Annotated in this window: 25 protein-coding genes; 1 reads left to right on the top strand and 24 read right to left on the bottom strand. The window is 37.8% G+C overall.

The genetic code is table 11. From position 1 onward, the window contains the following. Window positions 1-86: 86 nt before the first annotated feature. The 11 genes from RHO11_01915 to RHO11_01865 form a co-directional block, all read right to left on the bottom strand. The gene (locus RHO11_01915) at window positions 87-1,148 is read right to left on the bottom strand and encodes a hypothetical protein (protein WVD61909.1); all 1,062 of its coding nucleotides are present in this window, start codon (window positions 1,146-1,148) and stop codon (window positions 87-89) included. After that, window positions 1,138-3,984 carry a phage tail protein gene (locus tag RHO11_01910; GenBank protein ID WVD61908.1) on the bottom strand — a complete coding sequence of 949 codons (2,847 nt, stop codon included), beginning with the start codon at window positions 3,982-3,984 and terminating at the stop codon, window positions 1,138-1,140. The genes RHO11_01915 and RHO11_01910 overlap by 11 nt, the downstream gene beginning before the upstream one ends. A 3-nt stretch (window positions 3,985-3,987) precedes the next feature. Continuing rightward, window positions 3,988-4,554: a tail assembly protein gene (locus RHO11_01905; protein WVD61907.1), complete on the bottom strand. Its 567-nt coding sequence runs from the start codon at window positions 4,552-4,554 to the stop codon at window positions 3,988-3,990. Continuing rightward, entirely contained in the window at window positions 4,497-5,216 is a 720-nt protein-coding gene (locus RHO11_01900) for a C40 family peptidase (protein ID WVD61906.1), read from the bottom strand. The genes RHO11_01905 and RHO11_01900 overlap by 58 nt, the downstream gene beginning before the upstream one ends. Window positions 5,217-5,220: 4 nt before the next feature. Further along, entirely contained in the window at window positions 5,221-5,934 is a 714-nt protein-coding gene (locus RHO11_01895) for a phage minor tail protein L (protein WVD61905.1), read from the bottom strand. Then, on the bottom strand, window positions 5,931-6,260 hold the full coding sequence (locus RHO11_01890) for a phage tail protein (GenBank protein ID WVD61904.1): 330 nt from the start codon (window positions 6,258-6,260) through the stop codon (window positions 5,931-5,933). Before RHO11_01890 ends, RHO11_01895 begins: the two co-directional genes overlap by 4 nt. 64 nt (window positions 6,261-6,324) lie before the next feature. Beyond that, window positions 6,325-6,732 carry a type II toxin-antitoxin system HicB family antitoxin gene (locus tag RHO11_01885; protein WVD61903.1) on the bottom strand — a complete coding sequence of 136 codons (408 nt, stop codon included), beginning with the start codon at window positions 6,730-6,732 and terminating at the stop codon, window positions 6,325-6,327. A 48-nt stretch (window positions 6,733-6,780) separates the two neighbouring features. Continuing rightward, entirely contained in the window at window positions 6,781-6,960 is a 180-nt protein-coding gene (locus RHO11_01880) for a type II toxin-antitoxin system HicA family toxin (GenBank protein ID WVD61902.1), read from the bottom strand. Window positions 6,961-7,278: 318 nt separating this feature from the next. Continuing rightward, window positions 7,279-7,785 carry a BRO family protein gene (locus RHO11_01875; protein WVD61901.1) on the bottom strand — a complete coding sequence of 169 codons (507 nt, stop codon included), beginning with the start codon at window positions 7,783-7,785 and terminating at the stop codon, window positions 7,279-7,281. Window positions 7,786-7,841: 56 nt separating this feature from the next. Beyond that, window positions 7,842-8,627, bottom strand: a complete 786-nt coding sequence (locus RHO11_01870) for a phage antirepressor N-terminal domain-containing protein (protein ID WVD61900.1) — start codon at window positions 8,625-8,627, stop codon at window positions 7,842-7,844. A gap of 80 nt (window positions 8,628-8,707) precedes the next feature. Further along, on the bottom strand, window positions 8,708-8,887 hold the full coding sequence (locus RHO11_01865) for an Arc family DNA-binding protein (protein ID WVD61899.1): 180 nt from the start codon (window positions 8,885-8,887) through the stop codon (window positions 8,708-8,710). A 112-nt stretch (window positions 8,888-8,999) separates the two neighbouring features. Between RHO11_01865 and RHO11_01860 the strand changes: the two genes are divergently transcribed. Beyond that, window positions 9,000-9,284 (top strand): TraY domain-containing protein, encoded by a 285-nt coding sequence (locus RHO11_01860; protein WVD61898.1) that lies wholly within the window; start codon window positions 9,000-9,002, stop codon window positions 9,282-9,284. Between the two features lie 13 nt (window positions 9,285-9,297). Here RHO11_01860 and RHO11_01855 read toward each other — a convergent pair whose 3' ends face one another. The 13 genes from RHO11_01855 to RHO11_01795 all read right to left on the bottom strand — a co-directional run bounded on the left by RHO11_01855 (window position 9,298) and on the right by RHO11_01795 (window position 21,124). Continuing rightward, window positions 9,298-9,735, bottom strand: a complete 438-nt coding sequence (locus tag RHO11_01855; protein WVD61897.1) for a hypothetical protein — start codon at window positions 9,733-9,735, stop codon at window positions 9,298-9,300. 55 nt (window positions 9,736-9,790) lie between these two features. Further along, window positions 9,791-12,886 carry a tape measure protein gene (locus RHO11_01850; GenBank protein WVD61896.1) on the bottom strand — a complete coding sequence of 1,032 codons (3,096 nt, stop codon included), beginning with the start codon at window positions 12,884-12,886 and terminating at the stop codon, window positions 9,791-9,793. Between the two features lie 4 nt (window positions 12,887-12,890). Further along, window positions 12,891-13,520, bottom strand: coding sequence for a DUF6246 family protein (locus RHO11_01845; protein WVD61895.1), 630 nt, complete (start codon window positions 13,518-13,520; stop codon window positions 12,891-12,893). Between the two features lie 20 nt (window positions 13,521-13,540). Continuing rightward, window positions 13,541-14,041 carry a hypothetical protein gene (locus RHO11_01840; protein WVD61894.1) on the bottom strand — a complete coding sequence of 167 codons (501 nt, stop codon included), beginning with the start codon at window positions 14,039-14,041 and terminating at the stop codon, window positions 13,541-13,543. Between the two features lie 49 nt (window positions 14,042-14,090). Further along, window positions 14,091-14,465 carry a hypothetical protein gene (locus RHO11_01835; GenBank protein ID WVD61893.1) on the bottom strand — a complete coding sequence of 125 codons (375 nt, stop codon included), beginning with the start codon at window positions 14,463-14,465 and terminating at the stop codon, window positions 14,091-14,093. After that, window positions 14,462-14,830, bottom strand: a complete 369-nt coding sequence (locus RHO11_01830) for a hypothetical protein (GenBank protein WVD61892.1) — start codon at window positions 14,828-14,830, stop codon at window positions 14,462-14,464. The genes RHO11_01835 and RHO11_01830 overlap by 4 nt, the downstream gene beginning before the upstream one ends. Window position 14,831: 1 nt before the next feature. Next, window positions 14,832-15,176 carry a hypothetical protein gene (locus RHO11_01825; GenBank protein ID WVD61891.1) on the bottom strand — a complete coding sequence of 115 codons (345 nt, stop codon included), beginning with the start codon at window positions 15,174-15,176 and terminating at the stop codon, window positions 14,832-14,834. A gap of 2 nt (window positions 15,177-15,178) precedes the next feature. Next, a complete protein-coding gene (locus tag RHO11_01820; GenBank protein ID WVD61890.1) occupies window positions 15,179-15,508 on the bottom strand; it encodes a hypothetical protein in 330 nt (109 codons plus the stop codon). A gap of 86 nt (window positions 15,509-15,594) precedes the next feature. Continuing rightward, window positions 15,595-16,554: a major capsid protein gene (locus tag RHO11_01815; GenBank protein ID WVD61889.1), complete on the bottom strand. Its 960-nt coding sequence runs from the start codon at window positions 16,552-16,554 to the stop codon at window positions 15,595-15,597. A gap of 2 nt (window positions 16,555-16,556) precedes the next feature. After that, the gene (locus RHO11_01810; protein ID WVD61888.1) at window positions 16,557-17,237 is read right to left on the bottom strand and encodes a hypothetical protein; all 681 of its coding nucleotides are present in this window, start codon (window positions 17,235-17,237) and stop codon (window positions 16,557-16,559) included. Between the two features lie 68 nt (window positions 17,238-17,305). Next, window positions 17,306-18,355 (bottom strand): hypothetical protein, encoded by a 1,050-nt coding sequence (locus tag RHO11_01805; GenBank protein WVD61887.1) that lies wholly within the window; start codon window positions 18,353-18,355, stop codon window positions 17,306-17,308. Between the two features lie 10 nt (window positions 18,356-18,365). Further along, window positions 18,366-19,772, bottom strand: coding sequence for a DUF4055 domain-containing protein (locus RHO11_01800; GenBank protein WVD61886.1), 1,407 nt, complete (start codon window positions 19,770-19,772; stop codon window positions 18,366-18,368). Between the two features lie 2 nt (window positions 19,773-19,774). Then, a complete protein-coding gene (locus RHO11_01795) occupies window positions 19,775-21,124 on the bottom strand; it encodes a hypothetical protein (GenBank protein ID WVD61885.1) in 1,350 nt (449 codons plus the stop codon). Window positions 21,125-21,176 lie beyond the last annotated feature (52 nt).

Here is a 21,176-nt window from a genome sequence, read left to right as displayed (position 1 = left end):
AAAACAGCAATAGCAACAATCCCTCCTACTAAAATGACTGGGTTGTATAGATTAAGATCGTTTAAATTTAAGTTATACCACATGAGTTAATCTCCAAAGTTAAAATAGTTTTCAGCATCCAAAACCAGAACAGGGTAATCAGAAACAACGTATAATGGGTCAAATCGGTTATAATACACATATTTCCTTTTAGCTGGAGAGGGTGCCAGCTGGAACCCATTATTAGCAACACCTAATTCCCAATAAGCCCTATCAATCTGCCAGCCTTTTGCATAACCGCCAATAGTTGTTGGTAATATCATCGGTCTATTGACGCCGGGAACACCTTTAAAATCATAAAGCGATTGAGTGCCCATCGAAAAAAAAGTGGGACGAATTAAAACGCCATCATTGACATCAAAGTAATCTCCACCACTGTTTCCGAAAAATCTAATGCCATATTTTGATTTATTGGCGCTACCTTTCCCAAAAATGACAATTTTTGCTTTTATTATTTCCGAGACTCCATTGCCATTTTGATCGTAAAAAACATACTTTTTATCGATAATTGAACCATCCCAAAGACTAAAGTCATAGTATTTCACAAGACTCGCATGAGGGTTTTCCCAGTAAAAAAAAATAACTGTATTATCAAAATCATATGATTTATCGATGGATGATGGCACCCACCCACCGGGGTTTATATCAACTTCACCGCTATATAACAAAAATGAAAAATCAGACATGTCCGTAATTTTAGAAAAATTGTCATAACCCGAAAAAGATAATCCATAATTACCACTAGCCGTTATTGGCCATGCAAATACCGTGCAGTCTTGTTTTTCGCCAATTTTATTGCCAGAGGTTGTTCCTTTGCTGCCTGATTCCAATATAATTTGTCGGTCTTCATCTAGGTAATATGACATATCACCTAGACCGTGATACTTGAGATAGCCGCTACTACTATCAGAGAAAACGACCGACTGACTACTAAAGCCAATTGCCTCCTGATATCCTTCTGGCACATAAATCCCAGTACGCCTTGATATATCATATGTCCGAGGGTAATACTTGAATACGCCTAAAATTTTACAAGCAGAACAATGCTCATCAAAGATAAACGAGGAGCCGTTATCATTGTACACTCTCATTCCAAAACTACTGATCATATAGCCTACCTATTTCGATTTTCTTTTTTCCACTTTCATCGTAAACAGTTATCGTTTCATTATTTATGACAAGTCTTCCCCCAGCATCACCGCTTTTAATCGTCGTCGTTCCATCTTTATCAACAATAAACCTATCATTAATATTAATTGTCCCTCCTGTAATCACTGGCGCTTTAATTTCAGTGTAAGCAACTAACCTATCTCCGCTTATTGTTCCTGTAGCAATTAAATCACCATCAAGGAATAAAGCCGGCGTTACCCACATCGAGCCGTTATACATCTTTTGCTCTGAGTGAGTGATGTTGTTATCAACATCAGCCGAGTAAACGATTAATACAGTATCTTGTGACGGATACATACCAAGAACGTTGTAAAAAAGCTCTGTAGCATCATCGCTGTTAACCGGGAAAACGCCATCGCTTGTTTTAATTCTAAATATACCGCCTGCAGTACCAACGCTATCAGATTCGGTTGTTACTGAGCCAGTACGTAACCCTGAGCGCCCTGCAGCATTGACAGCAACAACGCCATAGTAATAAGTTGTTGAAGCTAAAACATCGGCATCGATTAAACTATTAGAAGTCCGACCTAGATAGTTTGTCATTGCTTGAACTTCAGCAAGTGTTGTACCTTTGTAATACTCAAAGGTCGTTCCAAGTCCCACACTTGATGGCATAAGCGGCTTAATGGTCACACTGTTGCTTGTGACTGCAAAAGCCAGTTGCGCTGGAGTGGACGGTGCAGCAATCGTAAATGTAACAATTGACTCATCACCTAGCCGGCCATCTTCAGTTGAAATTCCGCGTACTGATGCCGTGTAATTTCCATCGTCAATATTATTCATTGTCACTGACATTTCAGGTACTGTTTGCCGAGAAACTAAATTCCCATTTCGAAGGATTGTCACTTGAAATTCTAGATTGCTCATTGTCCGCGGCGTTGACCAAGTTAAAACAGCTTGATACAAATCACTATCAGGTGTAACTGATACCGCAAGACTCTCTATGGCAGGTATAGCCCAGTTTAATGATTGATTTGGATCAGGAGTGAATGCCGCTCCTTCATCAACAATGCTTTCTTTAGCAGGGTTATGCTCTAGCGCGGTAACTGATAGACTTAAGTCATCATTCTCAGTAATCGCAATTGCTTTAAATAGACGAGATGATACTTCATTGTTTGTTAATATCCACGTGGACCACTCATCAGCATTAACATCCTCATCAACAACAACTGTATTCGCTGATTTTTGTGATGACACCTTAACTTTAACAAGGTTAGCATTCATATCTTGATAAGTAATATAGGAATTAGTGCCTATTTCAACGTCTCTATCGAGTGCAATTATTTTACCTTCTGCAGACTTTATCCTCCCACCTGATTGCACTCCAGCGTAATCATTATCAAGAACCTCAATAATATCACCCGGCAAATGCCTGAGCCCTTCACGTCCAACCGAAAAGTTAACGGTCTGTCGCTCATATTTTTCAGTTGCAATTAGCCATTTACCAACTCGGTGGGCTTGTCCGCGTGATGTGCAGCCAAATCCCTCAACATCTGAGACATTAAGCCCAAAACGTTTAATTAAATCATCATCTGCAACATATTCAGTGACCGTTTCATAGCTATAATCGGGATCTACATACTTAACCCTTGCTGCAGTATGCCTATCTTTCATAGCCGCAGATGAATAATTAAATTTACCGTCAACAACATTCGCATTGGTGTAAACAGCAACCGTATCAGATGGGCGATCAATAACTGCGGTAAGCTGTAATCCATCCCACACCGGTAAAGCTCTAAAAATTGAACAGAATTTGGCTATCAAGTCGTAAGCCTGCTCTTGCTCTGTGATATTACAGTTACAAGTAAACCGAGGCTCTTTGCCGCCAAAACCGTCATCGACCATTTCGTCACAATATTGCGCTATTGAATATAGGGTGAATTTATCAATTGGAAATCCGCCGAACCGACTCGCCATACCATACCGATCGTTGGTCATTAAATCATAAAAAATCCAAGCAGGGTTATCAGTCCACTCAGTTTTGAATTCACCCAGCCAAATCCCACTGTATGAACGTGAAATGGAGTCGTAATTATCCGGCACCTGACACATAATCCCTTTAACTAAATACGTTCTTGATGGCACACCATTAAACTGTGATGAGTCAAATCGGAGTCCAACTAAAGCGGTATTGGGATACGCCAGTTTAACGTCATAAATTTCAGTATAGGATGACCATAAGGTACCATTGACGAGTAAGTCTGAGGTGCTATCCGGTGTAATTCGAGTAACGCGAATGTTGAATGGTACTGCGGGTAAATCATCTAAAATAACTGACGTTAAATACTGCGAACGTGTTTTCTTGTCATTTAACTCAATCGTCTTTTTTGTTGTCCAGTTATTTCCTGAGCCGATTTGAACCGCCATTTTGACTGATGTTCTGACAACGTCACCGCTATTCGTTTGAGCATATAATGCTGAGACGCCTGCAGTAATTCGAATTCTATCGATATTGGGGTCAGTTATAGTTCTAACTATAGGTGTACTGTATTTGACCTCTAAGCTAACGGGGACTTCATTTTGTGTTTCAGAGAAGCCACTTAAAGGCTCCTGCGCTTGTGTTCCTGCTACCCATTCAACCTCTACGCCATTAAAGTTATATGAACCATCAGCCGCTTCTATTGGTGTTTTGTTTAGATATACACCTTTTAATCCACCCACAGGACCTTCTATTTGCCCTTCGCCAAGAATATCTATAATGGATAGCTGCTGTTTTGATTCTAAGTTATCCGCTGCTATACTTGGCGTTTTAGCGCTACCTGAACTTTTCCCCATAATTTACTCCGTATCCATTGTTTCCAGTCCTTGTGATAACACTTTTGAACCCACCATTATTTTTCCGTAAATCAGCGGTATTGGAGCTCCTTGAGCTATCGAATTACTTAAGCTTGAAAATGATGTGCTTTTTTTAGTAACTTCAGATGAGTTATCCGTTGAGGGGGTTTTGGTTAGCATCTGAGCAACGCCACCAAGCATCAGCCCAGCACCACCTGCCATCATTGCAAGCCCGATAGTTGACGTTGTCCCAAAAGCAAAAAAAACCACCGCAACCAATGCTGCGCCTAATATGACTTGAAATAGCCCACCATTTTTAGCCCCAGCAGCCACAGGAACAATATGAATCACGGCATCTGTTGGTAATTTTGATTGAAGTCCAAATTGAAGTGTGTTTTCAGAAACATCTTTTTTATTGATGCGGACCCTAAAATAGCCATTAATGATATCTTTCTTAAGTCCTTTAATTTGAGTGTATAAGCAGTTTAATGCTTCCGCAGCTGTCTCTGCGTTTATTTTGTATTTATCGCCATATTGTTTAAGATTGCCGTAAAATTTGATAGTGGCCATTTTCCATGTCTCCAAATTGAATGATAATGTTTAAGCCAGTAACCGCTGAACAAGTCACGTTTCGATAAACGTTTGGGTAGATGGTGAAGTATTTCGTTATTGCCAATATAAACCGCCGCATGGTTTGCAACTTGACTATTAAGCGAAAATAAGATGACATCACCCTCTTTAATTTCAGAAAGTTTAACCTGGTGAAAATCATTTTTGGGTAGCGAATCAATATAATAATCTTTGCCGTTATCCCACCAATTGTCTTCTCTTTCATAGTTAGGTAGATTAACCCCTAGTAGCATATAAGCATCAAGCACCATCGTTAAGCAGTCAGCGTGTCCATGCTCAAACTCACGACCTATTAATGGCTTAATGTATCTGAATTGATAAATGTGATTATCACAAACCAGCCACCAATCGACGGCCGTTTTCTGTTGATAAAACTGATCGGCTTGGCTCAAGATCGGCATTCCATTAGGATGAGAATGAACAACAGCCGTTATTTGTCCTTTTTCGCTTGCTTCTATCCAATCATCGACTGATATTTCAAAGTTGTTAATTGGGTCATAGGCGATATTGCGACATGGCATGTAAACGTTATTATCGATAACCAATCCGCAACACTCAGCCTCACCGCACTGTTTAGCGTGATTAAATATTTGCTTTTTCATCGTATTAACTCAATTTCGCAGAACTTGGAAAACCACCGAAAGGGAGAATACTATTTGCTCCAAATCGTAATTTGCAACCATTTAGCGAGTGAGAGCATTTATCTTTTGTTATATCGCCAGTCTCTTTATCGAACTCATCAGCAACCGCACCACCCGTATAGCTACACTCTGAACTTCGATATTTCCAGCAACATGTATGAGCAATAATCACTCGTGCCGGCAATAAAGCGCCGTCACTTTCGCATGGTAGGGCAAGTTCAAACGATGCAGACTCGCTATTTAGCGCAGTCATTCTTTCGATTACATAACGAGATAGGATTTCTTGAGTTGGATCGGCTTTATCGTTGCCGCCATCAAAATTAACTGCATCCAAAAATTCAGCAAGAACTTGATGCCTCGTCACTACCCCACCAAGCATGTCATCATAGTTACGACTCAACCCGGTAATTAATCCAAAAGCATTTGATACCGCCATTGTTGGGCGATTACTCGTGCCTTGTCCGTTCTTTTGAAAACCAGTGACCTGTATTGGATATGGGTCATAAACTTTACCCTGCCACACAACAGATTGCCTGAGCTTATTTAAGCCAGCGTGAAACCTAAATATCGTTTGAGTTCCAACTATTTTAGAAATATCAACGTCATAAAGCTCGATAATTGTTCCTTGCTCAAATCGATTAAGTAACTTAATTGTATTAGTTGGTACTGGTGATGTCATGACACTACCTCTTCAAATGTTGCGTTTATTGTCATTGCACCTCTATTCGGCGATGACGTCCACGTCCTACATACAACTTTTATATCATCATACTCACTTGGCTCTCTCCACAAAAAAGACCTCACCCCTCCGTGCTCATTTAGAAACTTTAAAGCCCATGTTAATTCATCTCTCAAACCAATCAGGGTGACGCTAAAGCTTCTTAAATTATTATTGATCCCATCTTGTACTCTTTGCTCATATCCATCACCAAATTTAATTACTTTCACCTTTGGTGATATTGATATTTGAGAGCTATTTTGTATATTCCACCAGAATTTTTGCATTTTTTCTCCTGATTTTAGGCAATAAAAAACCCTCCGAAGAGGGTTTGTATTTTGCGACAATTGATTAAAGTCTTATTACTTTTTCTAATGATACGTCAGCAAGAAAACCACTTCTGCTTTTATATTTCGGATTACTCGCAACAATACGATCAATCTCCTTTAAAAGTTTTTTAGGCAATGTAATATTGATTTTTTCAGCTCCACCCATTAAATGAGTTAAATCAACATCAACAACTGCAAAAACTAAACCTTTATACTCATCATTATTAATATAGTTTTTAATATCTGTTGGAGCTGGAATTTTTTCACCATCCCCAACTAAAATCTCAATATGACTAGCAATTGCTTCTTTAGTGCTTTCTAATGCTTCTTCCATCGTATCACCAGCAGAAAAGCACCCAGCAATATCTGGAACAATAACACCATATGCGTGATTTTCATCACCTAATTCAATAGCTACTGGATATAACATAATTCACCTCTATAAGGAGATAATAAACAGCTAGTAATATAGCAGGGCTTATAACCCTGCTTGATTTAGTATCGATTTAATTGTTTTATCTTTTAAATCTTTTTTGGGATGCGGTACTGTTACTAATCCCTTTTTTATTTGATGCTTGAAGTGATGATGACTACCTTTAACTCTAACTAAGTACCAACCATCTTTTTCTAACATCTTAACTAATTCCTTGCTATTCATTATCTCCTCTGTTTTGTTATTTAATAGTAGTTATTATACCCACTAAAAATATAAAGTCAATAATTTTATAACCACTATAACCACTTTTATTACACAATAAAAAACCCCAGTTAAGGGGCTTTGTTTAAAATGATAACGTTTTCGGATTAGTTGATAGGCGTTCTATCTTATATCCTAGATCCAATGCTAAATGAGTAAGCAGTGCGTTAAATTCGTTACACTTGCCTAAAATAGTTTTCTCACCGTTAAACATGTAATCAGTGATCTTAACTTCGACAAGATAACGCATGCCTACAACATCTTTTTTAGATATTGAATTTAAAAACTCAATAGCATCACTAAGTTTTGAAGCGGCAATTCGTCAAGTTGGTTAATGTTAAAATTTTTACATAAATGGATTGATATATCATTGCAATGCTCTTTAATGCGATCTACGCATCGATTAATTGTTCTGATTAATTCTTGTTTTTGAGAATGAGCGATTAAGTCATTAATTTTAACTACTCCACTTTCTCTATCCAAAATATCAAGCACCCATTTTCTAAAATCTTTTGCTATAGCTGTTCGCGAGAACATAGCTATTAAATGAGCACCTCGAAGTGAGAAAATACGCACCTTTTTTGTATAATTTCCTGAGGTCACTGATTCAATGACCTGAGACATATTACTCGTAAATTCATCAGAATTAACATTGAAAATATTAGTAACTGATTTTGCGGACTTATACTGTAAAGCTTTTGCTAGTTCTGCCGAAGTTAACCAGATTTGATTATTCATGTTAGTAACAGTTAAAGGCATGTTATTAAATATTAGTTGGTTTTGCATATTAGTAATCCTCAAAGTTGCCACTCTTAGCGGTGGCTTAGTTTTAAATTGGTTGGTTAAGCTGCTACTGTTAAATGATTTGCAATAACGTCAATAGCTTTTTGGTTATATCTGAAAGTTTCCACTTGTTTATCAGAGTGACGAGACTTATCCAGTACAAATATTCCGTACTCCTCTGTTTTTAAGTGAAGATTATTAGCCATTCGACCTATTTTATTTGAGGATATTCCTAATTTTTCCCCTGCCTCTGTCGCTGAAAAGGTTTTATTTTCTAACTTAGGTAAAGGGATTACATTTTTACCAGCTATCGGATTGATTGTGTCAGCATAAATAACCTGTTTAGATTGTTCACCTAAATGAGGTAAATTAGCAAACATCCTATCCAATGCTTTAACAGCTAAATCCATAGCTTTAGCTTGACGATATTCTGGTAAGTAAGATTTGAACGACGATTTTACGCTTTCTTTTGTTGCCTGCCCTTTTGTCCAGTATTGCCATAACACCTCGTCACATTCTTCCTGATACTTAATTACTGTATCTTTTAACTCAGGCTTAACCTTATTAGGTTGAATTGAATATAGCCATGCAGGAAGTTTGCGAAGTGGTAAGCAAGACATCATTCTATTTTTACCATCAGAAGCAACTATTGTGATTTCCGCAATAGTTGAATTAAACTTGTTTTTGATCTTTGTAAACTGTGCGCCCCAATCTAGCCCCATGCCATCGACAATAGGTTTCATAGGAACGTAAGGCTCATTGTTATTATTAACTAAATATAAGCTATTACCATAAAATGGTACTGTTACTGGACAATTTGAAGTATTTATGTTAGTGTTATTCATAAGTTTAATCCTTATTTAAGCGTTTGTGGTTAACTTGGTTTAGGGCTTTAGCTGTTAGCGCAGTTAGAGCCTTTAGTTTTTTATACACCTTCAATTTTTCTTTCCTCCTCTTTTTTCTTTAATCCATAAGCAATTTGTAATTTATGAATCACCTCACCATTTGAGGAGCGATTATTAAACTCAGCTTCGCGATTTATCACATCTAAGAGCTCCTGTGGATAACGAAATTTTTTCTGTGGCATTTGCTGTGCATCTTTCATTTAACCTCCCGTTTAATTAAATACTCAATATGAGAACCATAATACTCAATTAGAGGACTTGATGTCAATAGGATAGTGTTTAATAATATATAAAATTTTTATTGGATTGATTATGAGTATTGAAACTTATCAATTGCGAATTAGAATATCGCAGGATCTAAAAGACAGATTAGACGAATCAGCAAAAACTAGCGGTCGCTCTTTCACCGCAGAGGTTAATTTCAGACTAGAAGATTCATTTTACGTACAGTCTGACCGTGAAGCTGATTTTTATATCGAAATTGATGATTTAAAATCAATAATATTTGATCAGCAAGAATTAATAAAATCTCAACAATCCGTTATTGAGGGATTAACCAAGACTGTGTCATATTTAAGCAATCAAGACAAAAAATAAGCCCTGATGGGCTTTATTTTATTCTGGTACAGACTGTTTCATACTTTTCCTTACTGTCACTTAAATCAAGAGTTTTACTAAAATGTATAACTTCGTGAATCCAAGTCCACTGCTCAGAATTATCTTTTTTAAATTTACTGATGGTCGTTATTTTTTCATCTTCTGTATTTTCTACCTGCGGGCTATCATCATTAATAGCGTCAATTTTGATTAAGTATTCTTTTTCCCCTGTTTTAGAAGAGTAAGAATACAAGTCATCCCCATCAAATTTAAAAATCCTTTTTTGCCTTTCAGTTTTAATTGGCTCTTCATAATTAGCTTCTAAATCACTCTTTTTAAATACTTTTTGATTACAAATCCATTCGCCATTTAGAAAATCTTTAGTTATTTTCTCTTCACTGCATCCAGCCTGCAAAAAACCAAACAAGCCTAATAGCATTAACTTTCTCATATGACCTTCCTTATATATTAATTTAGGTTAATGGTATAAGATTGGTTAAGTTAAATCAACGCTTATTAAGCAATCCGCCCGGCCTCATTTCGCTTTGAATTTTCGCTTTAACTACTTGCTCAACTAATTTAGCTAGTTGCTGACCGTCTTGCTCAGAAACGCTACTATCTCCAATGTCTATTGGCATGTTAAAGCTAAGAGATACTCCTGACTTTCCACCACTACTTGATGTTATTTCACGATTACTTAGAACTCTGCCATTTTCACCGGGGATCATATATTGTTTACCACCAGACATAAGTATTTCAGGTTTGCCGCCCTCACCAACTCGATACATTGAATCAGCGTTAACAGTTCCTCCATGCTCACGTCCACCAGCAATAGCTACAGCCCTCATTGTTCCAATCGCTTGCATATAAGATGATTGCCCAATTGTGGCGGCAGCACCTTGAGTAGCGATTGATGCTTGTATGGCGGCACCAGTCCAAGCGGTCTCTAAGGCTGCGGCTTCGGTAATTTGTGCTGCTGTTGCTCCTGCTGTTGCAGCTTGACTCGTGATTGCATTTTTAACCTGTTGCAAGCCCATTTGAACCAGTGATCCAATAGTTTCATTTAGAATTACGTTAGCAAAGTTTTGCATTGCATCTGTTGCACTCATCGTGCCTGACATTAATCCAGAAATGGTACTTGTTGCACTACTTGCTAATCCCTCAAGGGAACTGGCTAAAAACTCATTAGCCTCGCTTTGATTACGCCAAATTTCCCACTGAGCATTGATGCGATTTTGCTCATACTGGTGATTAGCCGCTTCTCGTAACTCTAATGCTTGCTGTTCACTTATGGATTTATTCTTTTCAAACTCCTTGATTAAAGCTAGCTTTCTAGTTTGCTCATTCATGAGAGCTTGAACCGGATCAACTTGCGCTACAGCTTGAGACTTTTGAGAAACATACTCATCAGAGTTTATTTTTGCTAAATTCAATTGATGTTGTTTTTGAAGTTGCTCTGACTTTTTATCATACTGCTCTTGTGTTAGTAGTTTTTGAGTTAAAGAGTCCTTTAAAACTTTTGCTGATTCATTAAAAGAGGTATTTTCTTTTTCTAACGGATCAGCTAACCCTTTTAAGTTGTCCTTTAGCTCCTTTAATTTTTCCGATGCAGCTTTAACTTTAGGCGCACCTTGAGCGTTTACATTATACATTTTCCCAAGCAATGTAATTAGTGGTTCAAGTTTAGCTCGATGTTCATCAGTTAAGTTTGATATATCGGATGTACCAGTTATCAATCCTTTTAACGCCACTTGATACTTTGATGCTTCATCACCGAGAGCAGATAATACCCCTTGGTAGATATAAGCTTCTTTAGTTAATCCTTTTTGTTTTAACTCTGCTATTTCCAGTTCTTGAGATAATTTAGCAATATTTTTCGTGATGTTATCAGTGGTATCTTTAGAGAATTCATCATTTTTAACTTTAGTTGATTCTTTTAGTTCTTTAGTTGACTCTGTTGCGCGTTTTTGTGCATCAACATACTTACTCATTAATTCATTATCTTGATCTAACACTTGTCGCATAGTATCAAGTTCAGCCTTTAAATTTTTTAGCTCGCCTTGATAGTCTGTAGACAGAACAACTCCGGTACTCATAACCACATTGCTATTCGTTTTTTGGAAGTTCTTTATTGCAGCTTCCTGCTCTTTAATAACAATGGTTTGTTTTTGTATTTTTTTGTCTAAATCATAAATAGCTGAATCCATTTGTGCAGCAGTCATTTTCTTAAACGAATCAGTCAAAGCATCAATATTATCAGCTAGTTCTAATGATTTTTGTTTAGCTTGTTCTGCATTTGTAGACCAACTGATAAATGCCCCAGCGGCGATCAATAAAATACCAGCAGGACCACCAAGCATATTCATAGCGCTTTTCAAACCATTAGCCGCAAATGATGATGCTTTTAATGCTGCATTTAGCCTAGCTTGTGCCGCCGCTTCTGCATTAGTTGCCACAGTTAGTGCAATAGTATTAGCTTTTAACTGTCCTCTTATCGCGTTACGAGTGCGCTCTGTTTGTGCTAGTTCAAGTTGTGCTACCATTGATTTTTGAGCCGCAACTCTATTCGCTAATTCTGCCTGTGCTTGCTGTAATGCAGATTGAGCGGCAGCTTTTTCTGATGCAGCTTGTTTAATATCAGTAATAACTTTCTCTGCACTTTGCTTTGTCGCTGCAGCTAATGATGTAACATATTTTCCTGCGTAGATAGCAGCAAGAACGCCTAATCCATTGACTAATACATCAACGTGTTGCGACATTAAAACAAGAGAATCAACAAGTAACTTAGTTGCACCTGTTGAGTTATTTAAATTACCTAGATACTGTTTTAAGTTATTCGTTACACGAGTTACACCGTCATTAACTGTATTTCTCATATTGTCTGCAAATGCTGCGGTTTCATTTTCTGCACCGATCATAGCATCAGAGAATATTTTCATTGATAACTTACCATCAGAAGCCATTTGTCGAACTTCTGTTTCAGTTTTTTTCAGCTGAGTACCGAGAGTTTTTAATATGCTTGGCATTGCATTAAATACCGAGTTAGCATTCTCACCAGCTAATTTACCCGCCATTTGAGCTTTAGTTAACGCATTGGTTGCAGACTGAGCGGCTAACGCATTGGTTTTATTAATTGTCATTAAATTTGACAATGTACCAATATAACTTAGTGTATCATTAGCACTATAACCCAATTCTTTCATTGCGTTAGATAGTCTGATATATAACTCTGATGACTCCTCAATTGTTCGTCCGTTACGGTTTGAAGTCTCAAGCAGTTTATCCATTATCTCTTTAGTTTGGATTGCTGTAGCACCAGTATTTCCGATCCTATCTTCTAGCTCATTCCAGCTTTGTGCATATGCGAGTATTTGACTTGATATTAAAGCGGCACTAACTGCTTTTGCAATTGTAGTTAACTTCCCTAGTGAATTACCTGCACTGCTTGCTGAAGCCTCTACTTTATTAAGTCCTTTTGCGGCAAGTTCTCCGTTGTCATTTAACTTTAGCATTTGCTCTCGAACTTTTCCTGAGTTCTCTAGTAAATTTTTAGTATCAAGAGAGACCTCATAAACAACACTACCCTCTGTGTAAGTCGCCATATACTTAACCTCTTGCCGCCTGTTTCAGACGCTCTGCTTTATGCTTTTTATATTCATCCATCACTTCATCATAATCTTTCGAAGTCATGCTTTCGTTATCTGGGAATTTATTTGCCATTAAAAGAATATATTCTGTCATTGTTAGCTTTTTAGCTTCATCTAATGGTAACCCTAAGTGAACGCGAGCGTTATTTATATATTGGTCGATATCAAATTTAGATTGATAATTTTTACTTTCGTTACGCTGAGACACTCTAACATTTGCTCTACCACTAACACCGTACCTCATAAGAGATGTCGCTATATTTATTCTTGTGTCATGAGTTATTTTTAATTTGCTTATGTCTTCATTGCTGCAACACGAAATAACTAAATTAGCACACTCAACTTGTTTTTTAATACATGCTTTGATTTCATGCACAATGACTTTATTCATATTTTTATTGAACGATTTAAGAAGCTGTATATGTTTATTGTTGATTAGAGTTGAATAGATATTAATAATTTGCTCCGAATCGCCAATTTTTGCTATATTTTCAAAAGACGGGGTCAATTTAAACGCCTTAGCTTTCTCACCAATAAAGCCTTTAGTTTTTTGTATTATTAATATTTCACCAATATCAACTCTAATCATGTTCCTTCCTTTACTATTAATTATTCACCACTTGGCGCTGTTCCTTGAAGCTCTAACGAGACTGTATCGCCGCTTGCAACTTTGAACTCAGCCGAACATGTGTATAAATCTTTTGTTCCGCCGCTTGAGCTATAAGATGTAATAACCATATACGCAGTTAATAAGCTGCCACCTTGATTAAAACGAACCCATACGGTGGGTTGTCGTTTAGCTGTTAATTCATCAAGAATATACTTAAGTGTTGAATGGAACCCTATTTCTGTAGATACATCCGCTTTTCTTACTTCGCCTTCAAACGAAATAGTTAAATCAGCATTAGTAACGATATTTTCAGAATACGCGCCAGAATCATCCGCATCACTTGTTACTGTGTTTAAACTCAAATCCAAACCTTTAGATGTTCCAGCCATAAATAATTTCCAATCAGCTTCTTTGGGCTTGGAATCCGGGCAGCCATGCGCTAATTCGAGCACAACCGCACCACCAAATAGCTTTTCGTTAGAAACAGTACATTGAGCCATGTATTTAATCTCCTAAAATAAAAAAACCGCACTAGGCGGCTGTAATTGTTTAATTTCCGTGTTTTATTGATATTTGCAATCGATATACAATTCGACCATCTTCTGTTGTTACTGGTGTGGGTATTGCTCCTAGAACCTGAATGAATCCAAGACAATCATCAAATTGGTGTTGAGTTATGTATTCAGCTACGTTTGTCACTAAATCATCGATGCTTTCAGGATCGTTATCGGGTGCAATGAAATCAATCAATACGTGATACTCATTACCTAATGAGCCACTTAATGATGAGCCTCCGCTTGGTCTGAATACTAGGTAAGTTTTATCTTTGCCCTTATCTTTCCAAATAAGATACTGAATAATTACCCCACCCAGCAAACCTGACTTAGCAACATACTCTCGCGCCTTTTGATACATTTTCATCATAATGACATTTCCTTTCTAACTACTTCATCCCTGATTCTTGCTGTATCTTCAAAGCCTTTATTTAAAAAGTCTTTTTTAGCTGTTGATCGCCTAAATTTCATCTTGATATTAGGATCAGCAACATAAGCAGCATAATCAGCACTATAACCAACTCTACCGGTGTATTTTGTTCCGTTAACAATCACTTCCCTAAACTGGCTATTAATTAGCGTTGATGTATCTATTGGCGTGTATAATGCTGCCTGTGTTCCACCAATAATAATTGAAGCTTGTATTGCTCTCACCGCTTTACGGTTTACCACATCGTTAATAATCTCGTTAAGCCTATCAATACTTTGCTTTACCCCTTTAACTTTGACACCCATATTACACCGCCGTAATTAGTGCGAAATCATCAGCTAGACGCTCTAATGTATCGGCATATCTAATTACATGCCTGATCATATCCGCACCGGCTTTAATTGGGTCAACTTCAAGGCTTTCACCAAGTAAAATATAATCATCAGGCTTTGCTTTGTCATACTCAGTCCAAAATGTATTTTTTATAACAAATCCTAGCCCTGACGCCTCAATTTTGCCTGATTTATCCATGCCGTAATCGCAATCAATGATCTCTGGCTCGCTAAAGGTTTTCTTACCATATTCATTTTCACCCGTGCATCGCCAAATTGTTGCTTTTGCAGTGTAGGACCAATTAGCTAATGAGCTCACAGTTACCCCCTAACAACATTAAACTGCAATAATGTACAGCCCTTAATAATCGGCAGTACCTTTGTACATCCTTTAACATCTAATTTGTCTAACATTGCTAATAATAACTTTCTACCATCATCAAAATATTGGTAAGATCGAGATGCGCCAGAAGGTCCAGATTCAGATGATACTTTTCTTACATCTGATGAAGATAACAAAAGTACAACTGAATACATTTTAATAAGTTTAATCACATCATCTGAATAACCGGAAGCATCAAGGCAATCGTCAATACCATTAACCATTGAAATCATTGCTTCAAGAACAAAATCAGATGTTACAAAACCCATAGAAGACAACTGTTTTGTAACTTGTTGTAGTGTTATTTCAATAGACATAGTTCACCTTGAAATGGGGTGATTAACCCCATGAATTACTATTCACCAGATGCTTGTTTACCAAATGTAACCAAAACCCCAGCAGTGTCTTTGATACTGGTTGCAATTTGTGACCAATTCGCAGCAGTACTAATTTGAGCGTTTGTTGGTGATTTAATATTGTTTTTACTCCATTGATATCCGCGAATACCTAAAGTAAAATCATATTCGCCTTGCATTAATGCTTTGACGTTTTCCTGACCTAAAACATCTTGTGCTTTCATGATTAATGGTGATGTTGTTACAGCCGCAGCGCCAACAGTTAAACCTAAAACGTGCTGCAAATCGCCATCAGATAGTGCAGGGATATCTGAAACAACAAAGCGACGCCCCATTCCATCTTGCATAATAGAGATATTGCCGATTTGGAATAAACGATTGGCGTTCGTTAATGTTTCATCAATGAAATCATTAAATGTTGCGCCGTCCATTAACCAAGTAACTAGACGAGAGTAAGCATCACCAAATGGTTTAGCGCCTTTATTTAAACCTCGTAATGACGGCGGCACTACTGTTGCTTCAGATAAATCTGTTACTGCATCGGTATTGGTTGAGATTGCCGCTTTTAATGCTGAACCAGTAGTATTTAGGTAATCCTGAATCATCGCTTCTGCCGATTGCGCGGCTACAACCGCTGATGCTTCTGAAACATCCTTGCCTAAGCGCTTCATCATTGTAGGTGTCACAGAGATAGGACCGATACGACCATCGATTTTAACCATGCGATCCAATAATTGACCTAATTCTTGCGGAGTTAATGTTCCGCTTCCGTAAGCGTTACGGCGCTGCGCTAAGCCACCAAGTAATTGCCATGATGTTTGTTCTACATAATCACCGATGTGATCACCGCTACCGAGAACTAAAGCGCCACCTGATGCAGCATTAAATTCTTGCACTGATTGAGCCACTAATTCAGTAGCAGCTGTAGATACTTGTTGTTGAAAAATATATAAAGTCATAATTATTCCTGATTTTGAGATAAAATTTCACGAGCACGAGCAACCATTGGATTCTCATGCTTATTTGGTTGTTGTCCATCGCCTCCGGCATTTGGATTCTTTTTGCCAGCATCACCTCCAGTTCCGCTAGCTTTTGACCCGATAATAACGGGTGCAAATAACTTATTACTTTGAAATTCTTTGCTTAAATCATCTAATGTTGCCGCTGACGGTTTACCATCACGATCAAGAACTCGGGTTTTTCCTTCTTCTACGGCTAATCGAGCTTTAATATGCGGCAAAATAAGATCAGCGCTATCACCAGCTAAAGCGGTAGCTAACCGATGAGCTTCGTTATCAACGAGCAAAGTATGCAATCGACTATCGCGATCATTAATTTGAGCTAACAATTCTTTTTCCCTGCTTGTTAATTTTTCTTGCCAGCTTTTTTCTAATGTCTCGATATCGCCTTTCTTGCGCGCCTGTTCCTCAGCGACCTTTTTAGCTTCTTCCTCTGCTGCTCGGCGTTTTTCTTGCTCTGTTTTCTTTTCACCTAGCAATTCCTCAACTTTTTTAGTTAACCCGCTAACATCTGGTAAGCCTTCTATAGCTAATTGATATCCATTTGCACTTTCGGTATACATTGATTTTTGAGTATCATCTAAAGCGTCGAACTCTTCTTTTGTTAATTTAAATTTAAGCATTTAAAACCTCTGGTTAAATGATGGGATCTCAAATCCCAATTATAAAAAAACCCCAATTAAGGGGGGTGTTAAGTTAATCCTGCTCGCTCGAAAGCGTCAGGAGCTAATTGTTTCATTTCCTCTAATGTCATAGGTTGAAAGTTTTTATGTAGCTGTAGTTTTGCGAACTGCTCAGGTGACAATCCCCCTTCTCGAAATAGCCTACCTCTTGTTGGTCCTAATACAATATCTTGTCGTTTAGTTGTTTGCCGTTCAAGCCATTGATAATAAGTTTCCTCACCATAAACTGATTGTTTGAATGGCTCACCCCCTAATAATTCAACATAACAGTTATTTATTACTGGCAGCATTCTACTTCTGCATCTTAAATGCAAAGGAGGTCGAGGTCCTTTACCAACCGGATAAGTTGTTCCATCAAGCGCACGGCATGCAGCAGAGGTTTTACTATCAAGAATCGCTGCAAATTCCTCTTTATCTACAATATCAGTATTGGCTTTATAAAACTCAATTGTTGATATGCTATGAGCGTGCTGTAACGCTGTACTTGCTATCGCATCGTAATCATTTGCAACTTTAGATATCACGCTATACCCGACTACATTGTCGTTGTACAAGTAGTTTGATAGCGTTTGAATACTGCCATTTTCAGCAAATGTACGAGTTACCGTGTTGGTTATTTGCGTTAACGATAATAATCCCCATGCAGCGATAAATTGAGATAGATATAATGGACCATTCCAATTTTTAAGTGATAGCGGGTTATTCTGTAAGGCTTTTTCTAAATCATCCCCATTTACTTCATTTACTGAATCGGCATCAAATACTTGTGTGAAGCTCATGTATTCAATGTTTGCGAGCTGTAATGCGGACTGATTAACTTGCTTTGTTAAACTGTTGACTTGTTCATCAAAAGCAGGTTTTAGCCCAGTATTTAGCGTTTTGATTATTTTTTCAGCTTTTGATTTTGAAGATATGTTGCCGCTAAAATCAGAAAGACTAGCGGCGATAAGTTTTTTAATTCTTTTGCTTGATTTAACACCTTTTTGTTTTTGATTTACCTTTAACCTTTCAAGCATTGACTGCGCCATAATAGCATTGTCGAGTATTAAATCAGCCATTTACGCACCTCTAAGACATTTGTGATAAAGCGTTACCTAAACTTAAAGTATCTTGAGTATTTAACTGCTCGAGTATATCGTCTGGTTTTTCGTCGGAAGGAATTAATCCAGTTCGTTGTTGATATCGAATAAAGTCAATTAGCCTTAGTCCACCTGATTGAACAGCAGCCATTAATGCAGTTATCGCTTGAGAATCAAGATTGGTTATTTCATATTTTTTATTAAGCTCTACAGCTCCGTCGCCACCACCAGCGAATTGAATAGCAAATTGCAACGCTCTATTAATGGCTTGCTCAACGTTACCAGCACATAAAGATAACACTGAATTATCTGTTTGAGCCTCATCGCCTGCTTGTGTTGCGGTTCTTGCTGAACTATTGCGTTCAACTAATTTAGCTCCTAACATTGCCATTTGCTTTTCTCGACGTTCAGCGACCGTTACAACAAGATTTCTATCTTCAGGCTGTCCGAATTTCAAATCTCCGCCAACAGGAAGTAACACGCCTTTCCTAGAACCTACTGTGAACCCTCTTGATAGATATTTTTCCGCCCAATCATCAGTTAACCCAGTCAGTGCGACCATTGGCTGCCCTACTGTGTGGGCCGCTTCTGCGATATCAGCTTCCGCTTGATAGTGTTTAATATTTACGTATGCAATATCGGCAAGTGGGGGCGCATCTGGGGTATGGTCATTATTAGATGATCCAATCCACGACCATGGCAACTCATTAAGCGCGATCCCATTAGAATCTTTTAATTCAATTAATTCTCCAATTTCAAATCCATTGGTTGATTTAGTCCAACGCCGAGAATAAGCAAGGTCCTCAATAAGCCGTAATTCTATCCAGTTGTCGGTTAGAGTCATATTAAAGCTGTCTTTATTATCAACTGGTTCAATATAATGAACGACAACAAGGGATGTTTTCCCTTTAGTAACTCGCCAGTTAATAATTTGTTTTGCTGAAAATAGTCTTAATATCGGTTTACCTTTGCTTGCTTCTGTTTGAATACCAGCGCCTGTATAATCAGTAAGAATGCCAGCGCGTCCACGCTTAAGATTTTGACTTAGCGCATCTCTAATCAATTGCGATAATGGCTGTCCTTCACCATCTGAATCTTGCTCAAGATCGCTTATTGCCCCACTCAATTCTATTTTTGCCGCTTTATTGAATGCTATCCCAAGTAATCCCGACAAAGTTCTTCCTGTAGCGTTAATAAATGCGGCTCTACTTAAATATGCGTTATATCTAATATAATCAGGATCATCATTTTTACTGTCTGAACTTGGATGTGGTAAATATTTTTCGCGCTTACTTTTTATTTTTCTTTCACCATCCACACAATCACTAACCAAATCCCATTCAGGGAGAAATTCTTTAAATGCTGGATGTTTATAATCTATGTTTTGTTCTGTCATATTTATGTCCACTTAAAATTAATTACTCCGGCTGGTTTTGTGCGTTTACTCGCCACGGCAAAATACCTAAACGCATCTGCGCCATGTGATGTGCTATCGTGTAATGGTTTATCTTTCCAACATCCGCGTTTGTCATCCCACTCTTTACGATAACTCTCTAAATGTGAAATACCTTCTTTGCACTTATATTCATCAAAGGCGCACATTGGTAAGATTTCACGGACGGATTCGATACCTTCATCAATACTTAATTTTGGTACGACATGGAATTTGATTTGATACATTTCTCCGTCAATTTCGTACCCCTCCAGAGCTAAGGTCTTTCTGCTTTTCCCATCACCTGCAAACTCTCGATTATCAATATCATGTGGTGCCCAATGTTCGCCGTATTCGTAACCTCGCTCTTTGATTGCTTTCATATAGTGTCGTAAACCTTCCCCGCTATTCTCGTAATAATCGATAACGTGATATTCATTACCCACTTCACGGATAAACCAAATAGCCGTTGAGTCTCCTACGCCTAAATCCCAGAATGTATGTACTGGTTGATGTGAATTATCAGGAAGCTCACCAATACGCGCTTGCTTGTAAAGCTCTCTAAATTGTTTAACGTAGTAAGCACCTTCAATTGACTGTTCAAAGGCTTCACTAGGTATTGAGGGATATTCGCGCTTCATATCATCGCCAAGTGTTTTTTCTTTAGCTTGATACCATGCTTTTTGTTGTGTGGTTAGGATGATGCTATGCTTTGATTCTAGATCATCAAAGTATTTAACCAATCGTTCCGGTAATTTTTCAACAGGTTCAATTGCATAAAGTGGATTTTTCCACCAGGAGAAGAAAAAGAACTTCCAATCAAGCGGTGATAGTGGTTTATTTTGTATCAAGGCCTTTTCTGCTTCATTGCAATAATCGAAGAAATAACCAGCTCTCCCTTCTGCTGTACTCTCTATCGTAGTGAAGCAATCCGTAGACACCGCTTCAAAAGCACCAGTGACAATTTCTCTAGCTTTATCGGGAAACTTAGCACATATCTTGCCGAACTCTGAAACGTGTAAATAACGTAGTGTACCGCCTCGGAATGAAGTTGAAACGTATAATGAACCACCTTTACTAAAAACTAACTCACACGCTGCGTCATTACTAGCTGGATTTGCTTGTTTTATTTCATTAGGTAACCTGTCATACGCATATTTCACTTTTTCGCGGAATAATCGTTTAGCATCATTTAAAGTGTGAGCTATTAGTGCACATTTGGCAGATTCGAATAATGCTGCGTCAAGTTGAATAATACAAACTTCGGTAGTAAATCCTAGTTGCCTCGCTTTTAAAATGATATTACGGGTGTGCATATTCTCGAAGTATTCGAGCTGCTCAGATGTCATCTTAAAAGTAACTTGCTTA

The organism is Orbaceae bacterium BiB, from assembly GCA_036251205.1.
Taxonomy (GTDB): Bacteria; Pseudomonadota; Gammaproteobacteria; order Enterobacterales; family Orbaceae; genus Orbus; species Orbus mooreae.
This window is presented reverse-complemented; position numbering and strand designations above follow the sequence as displayed.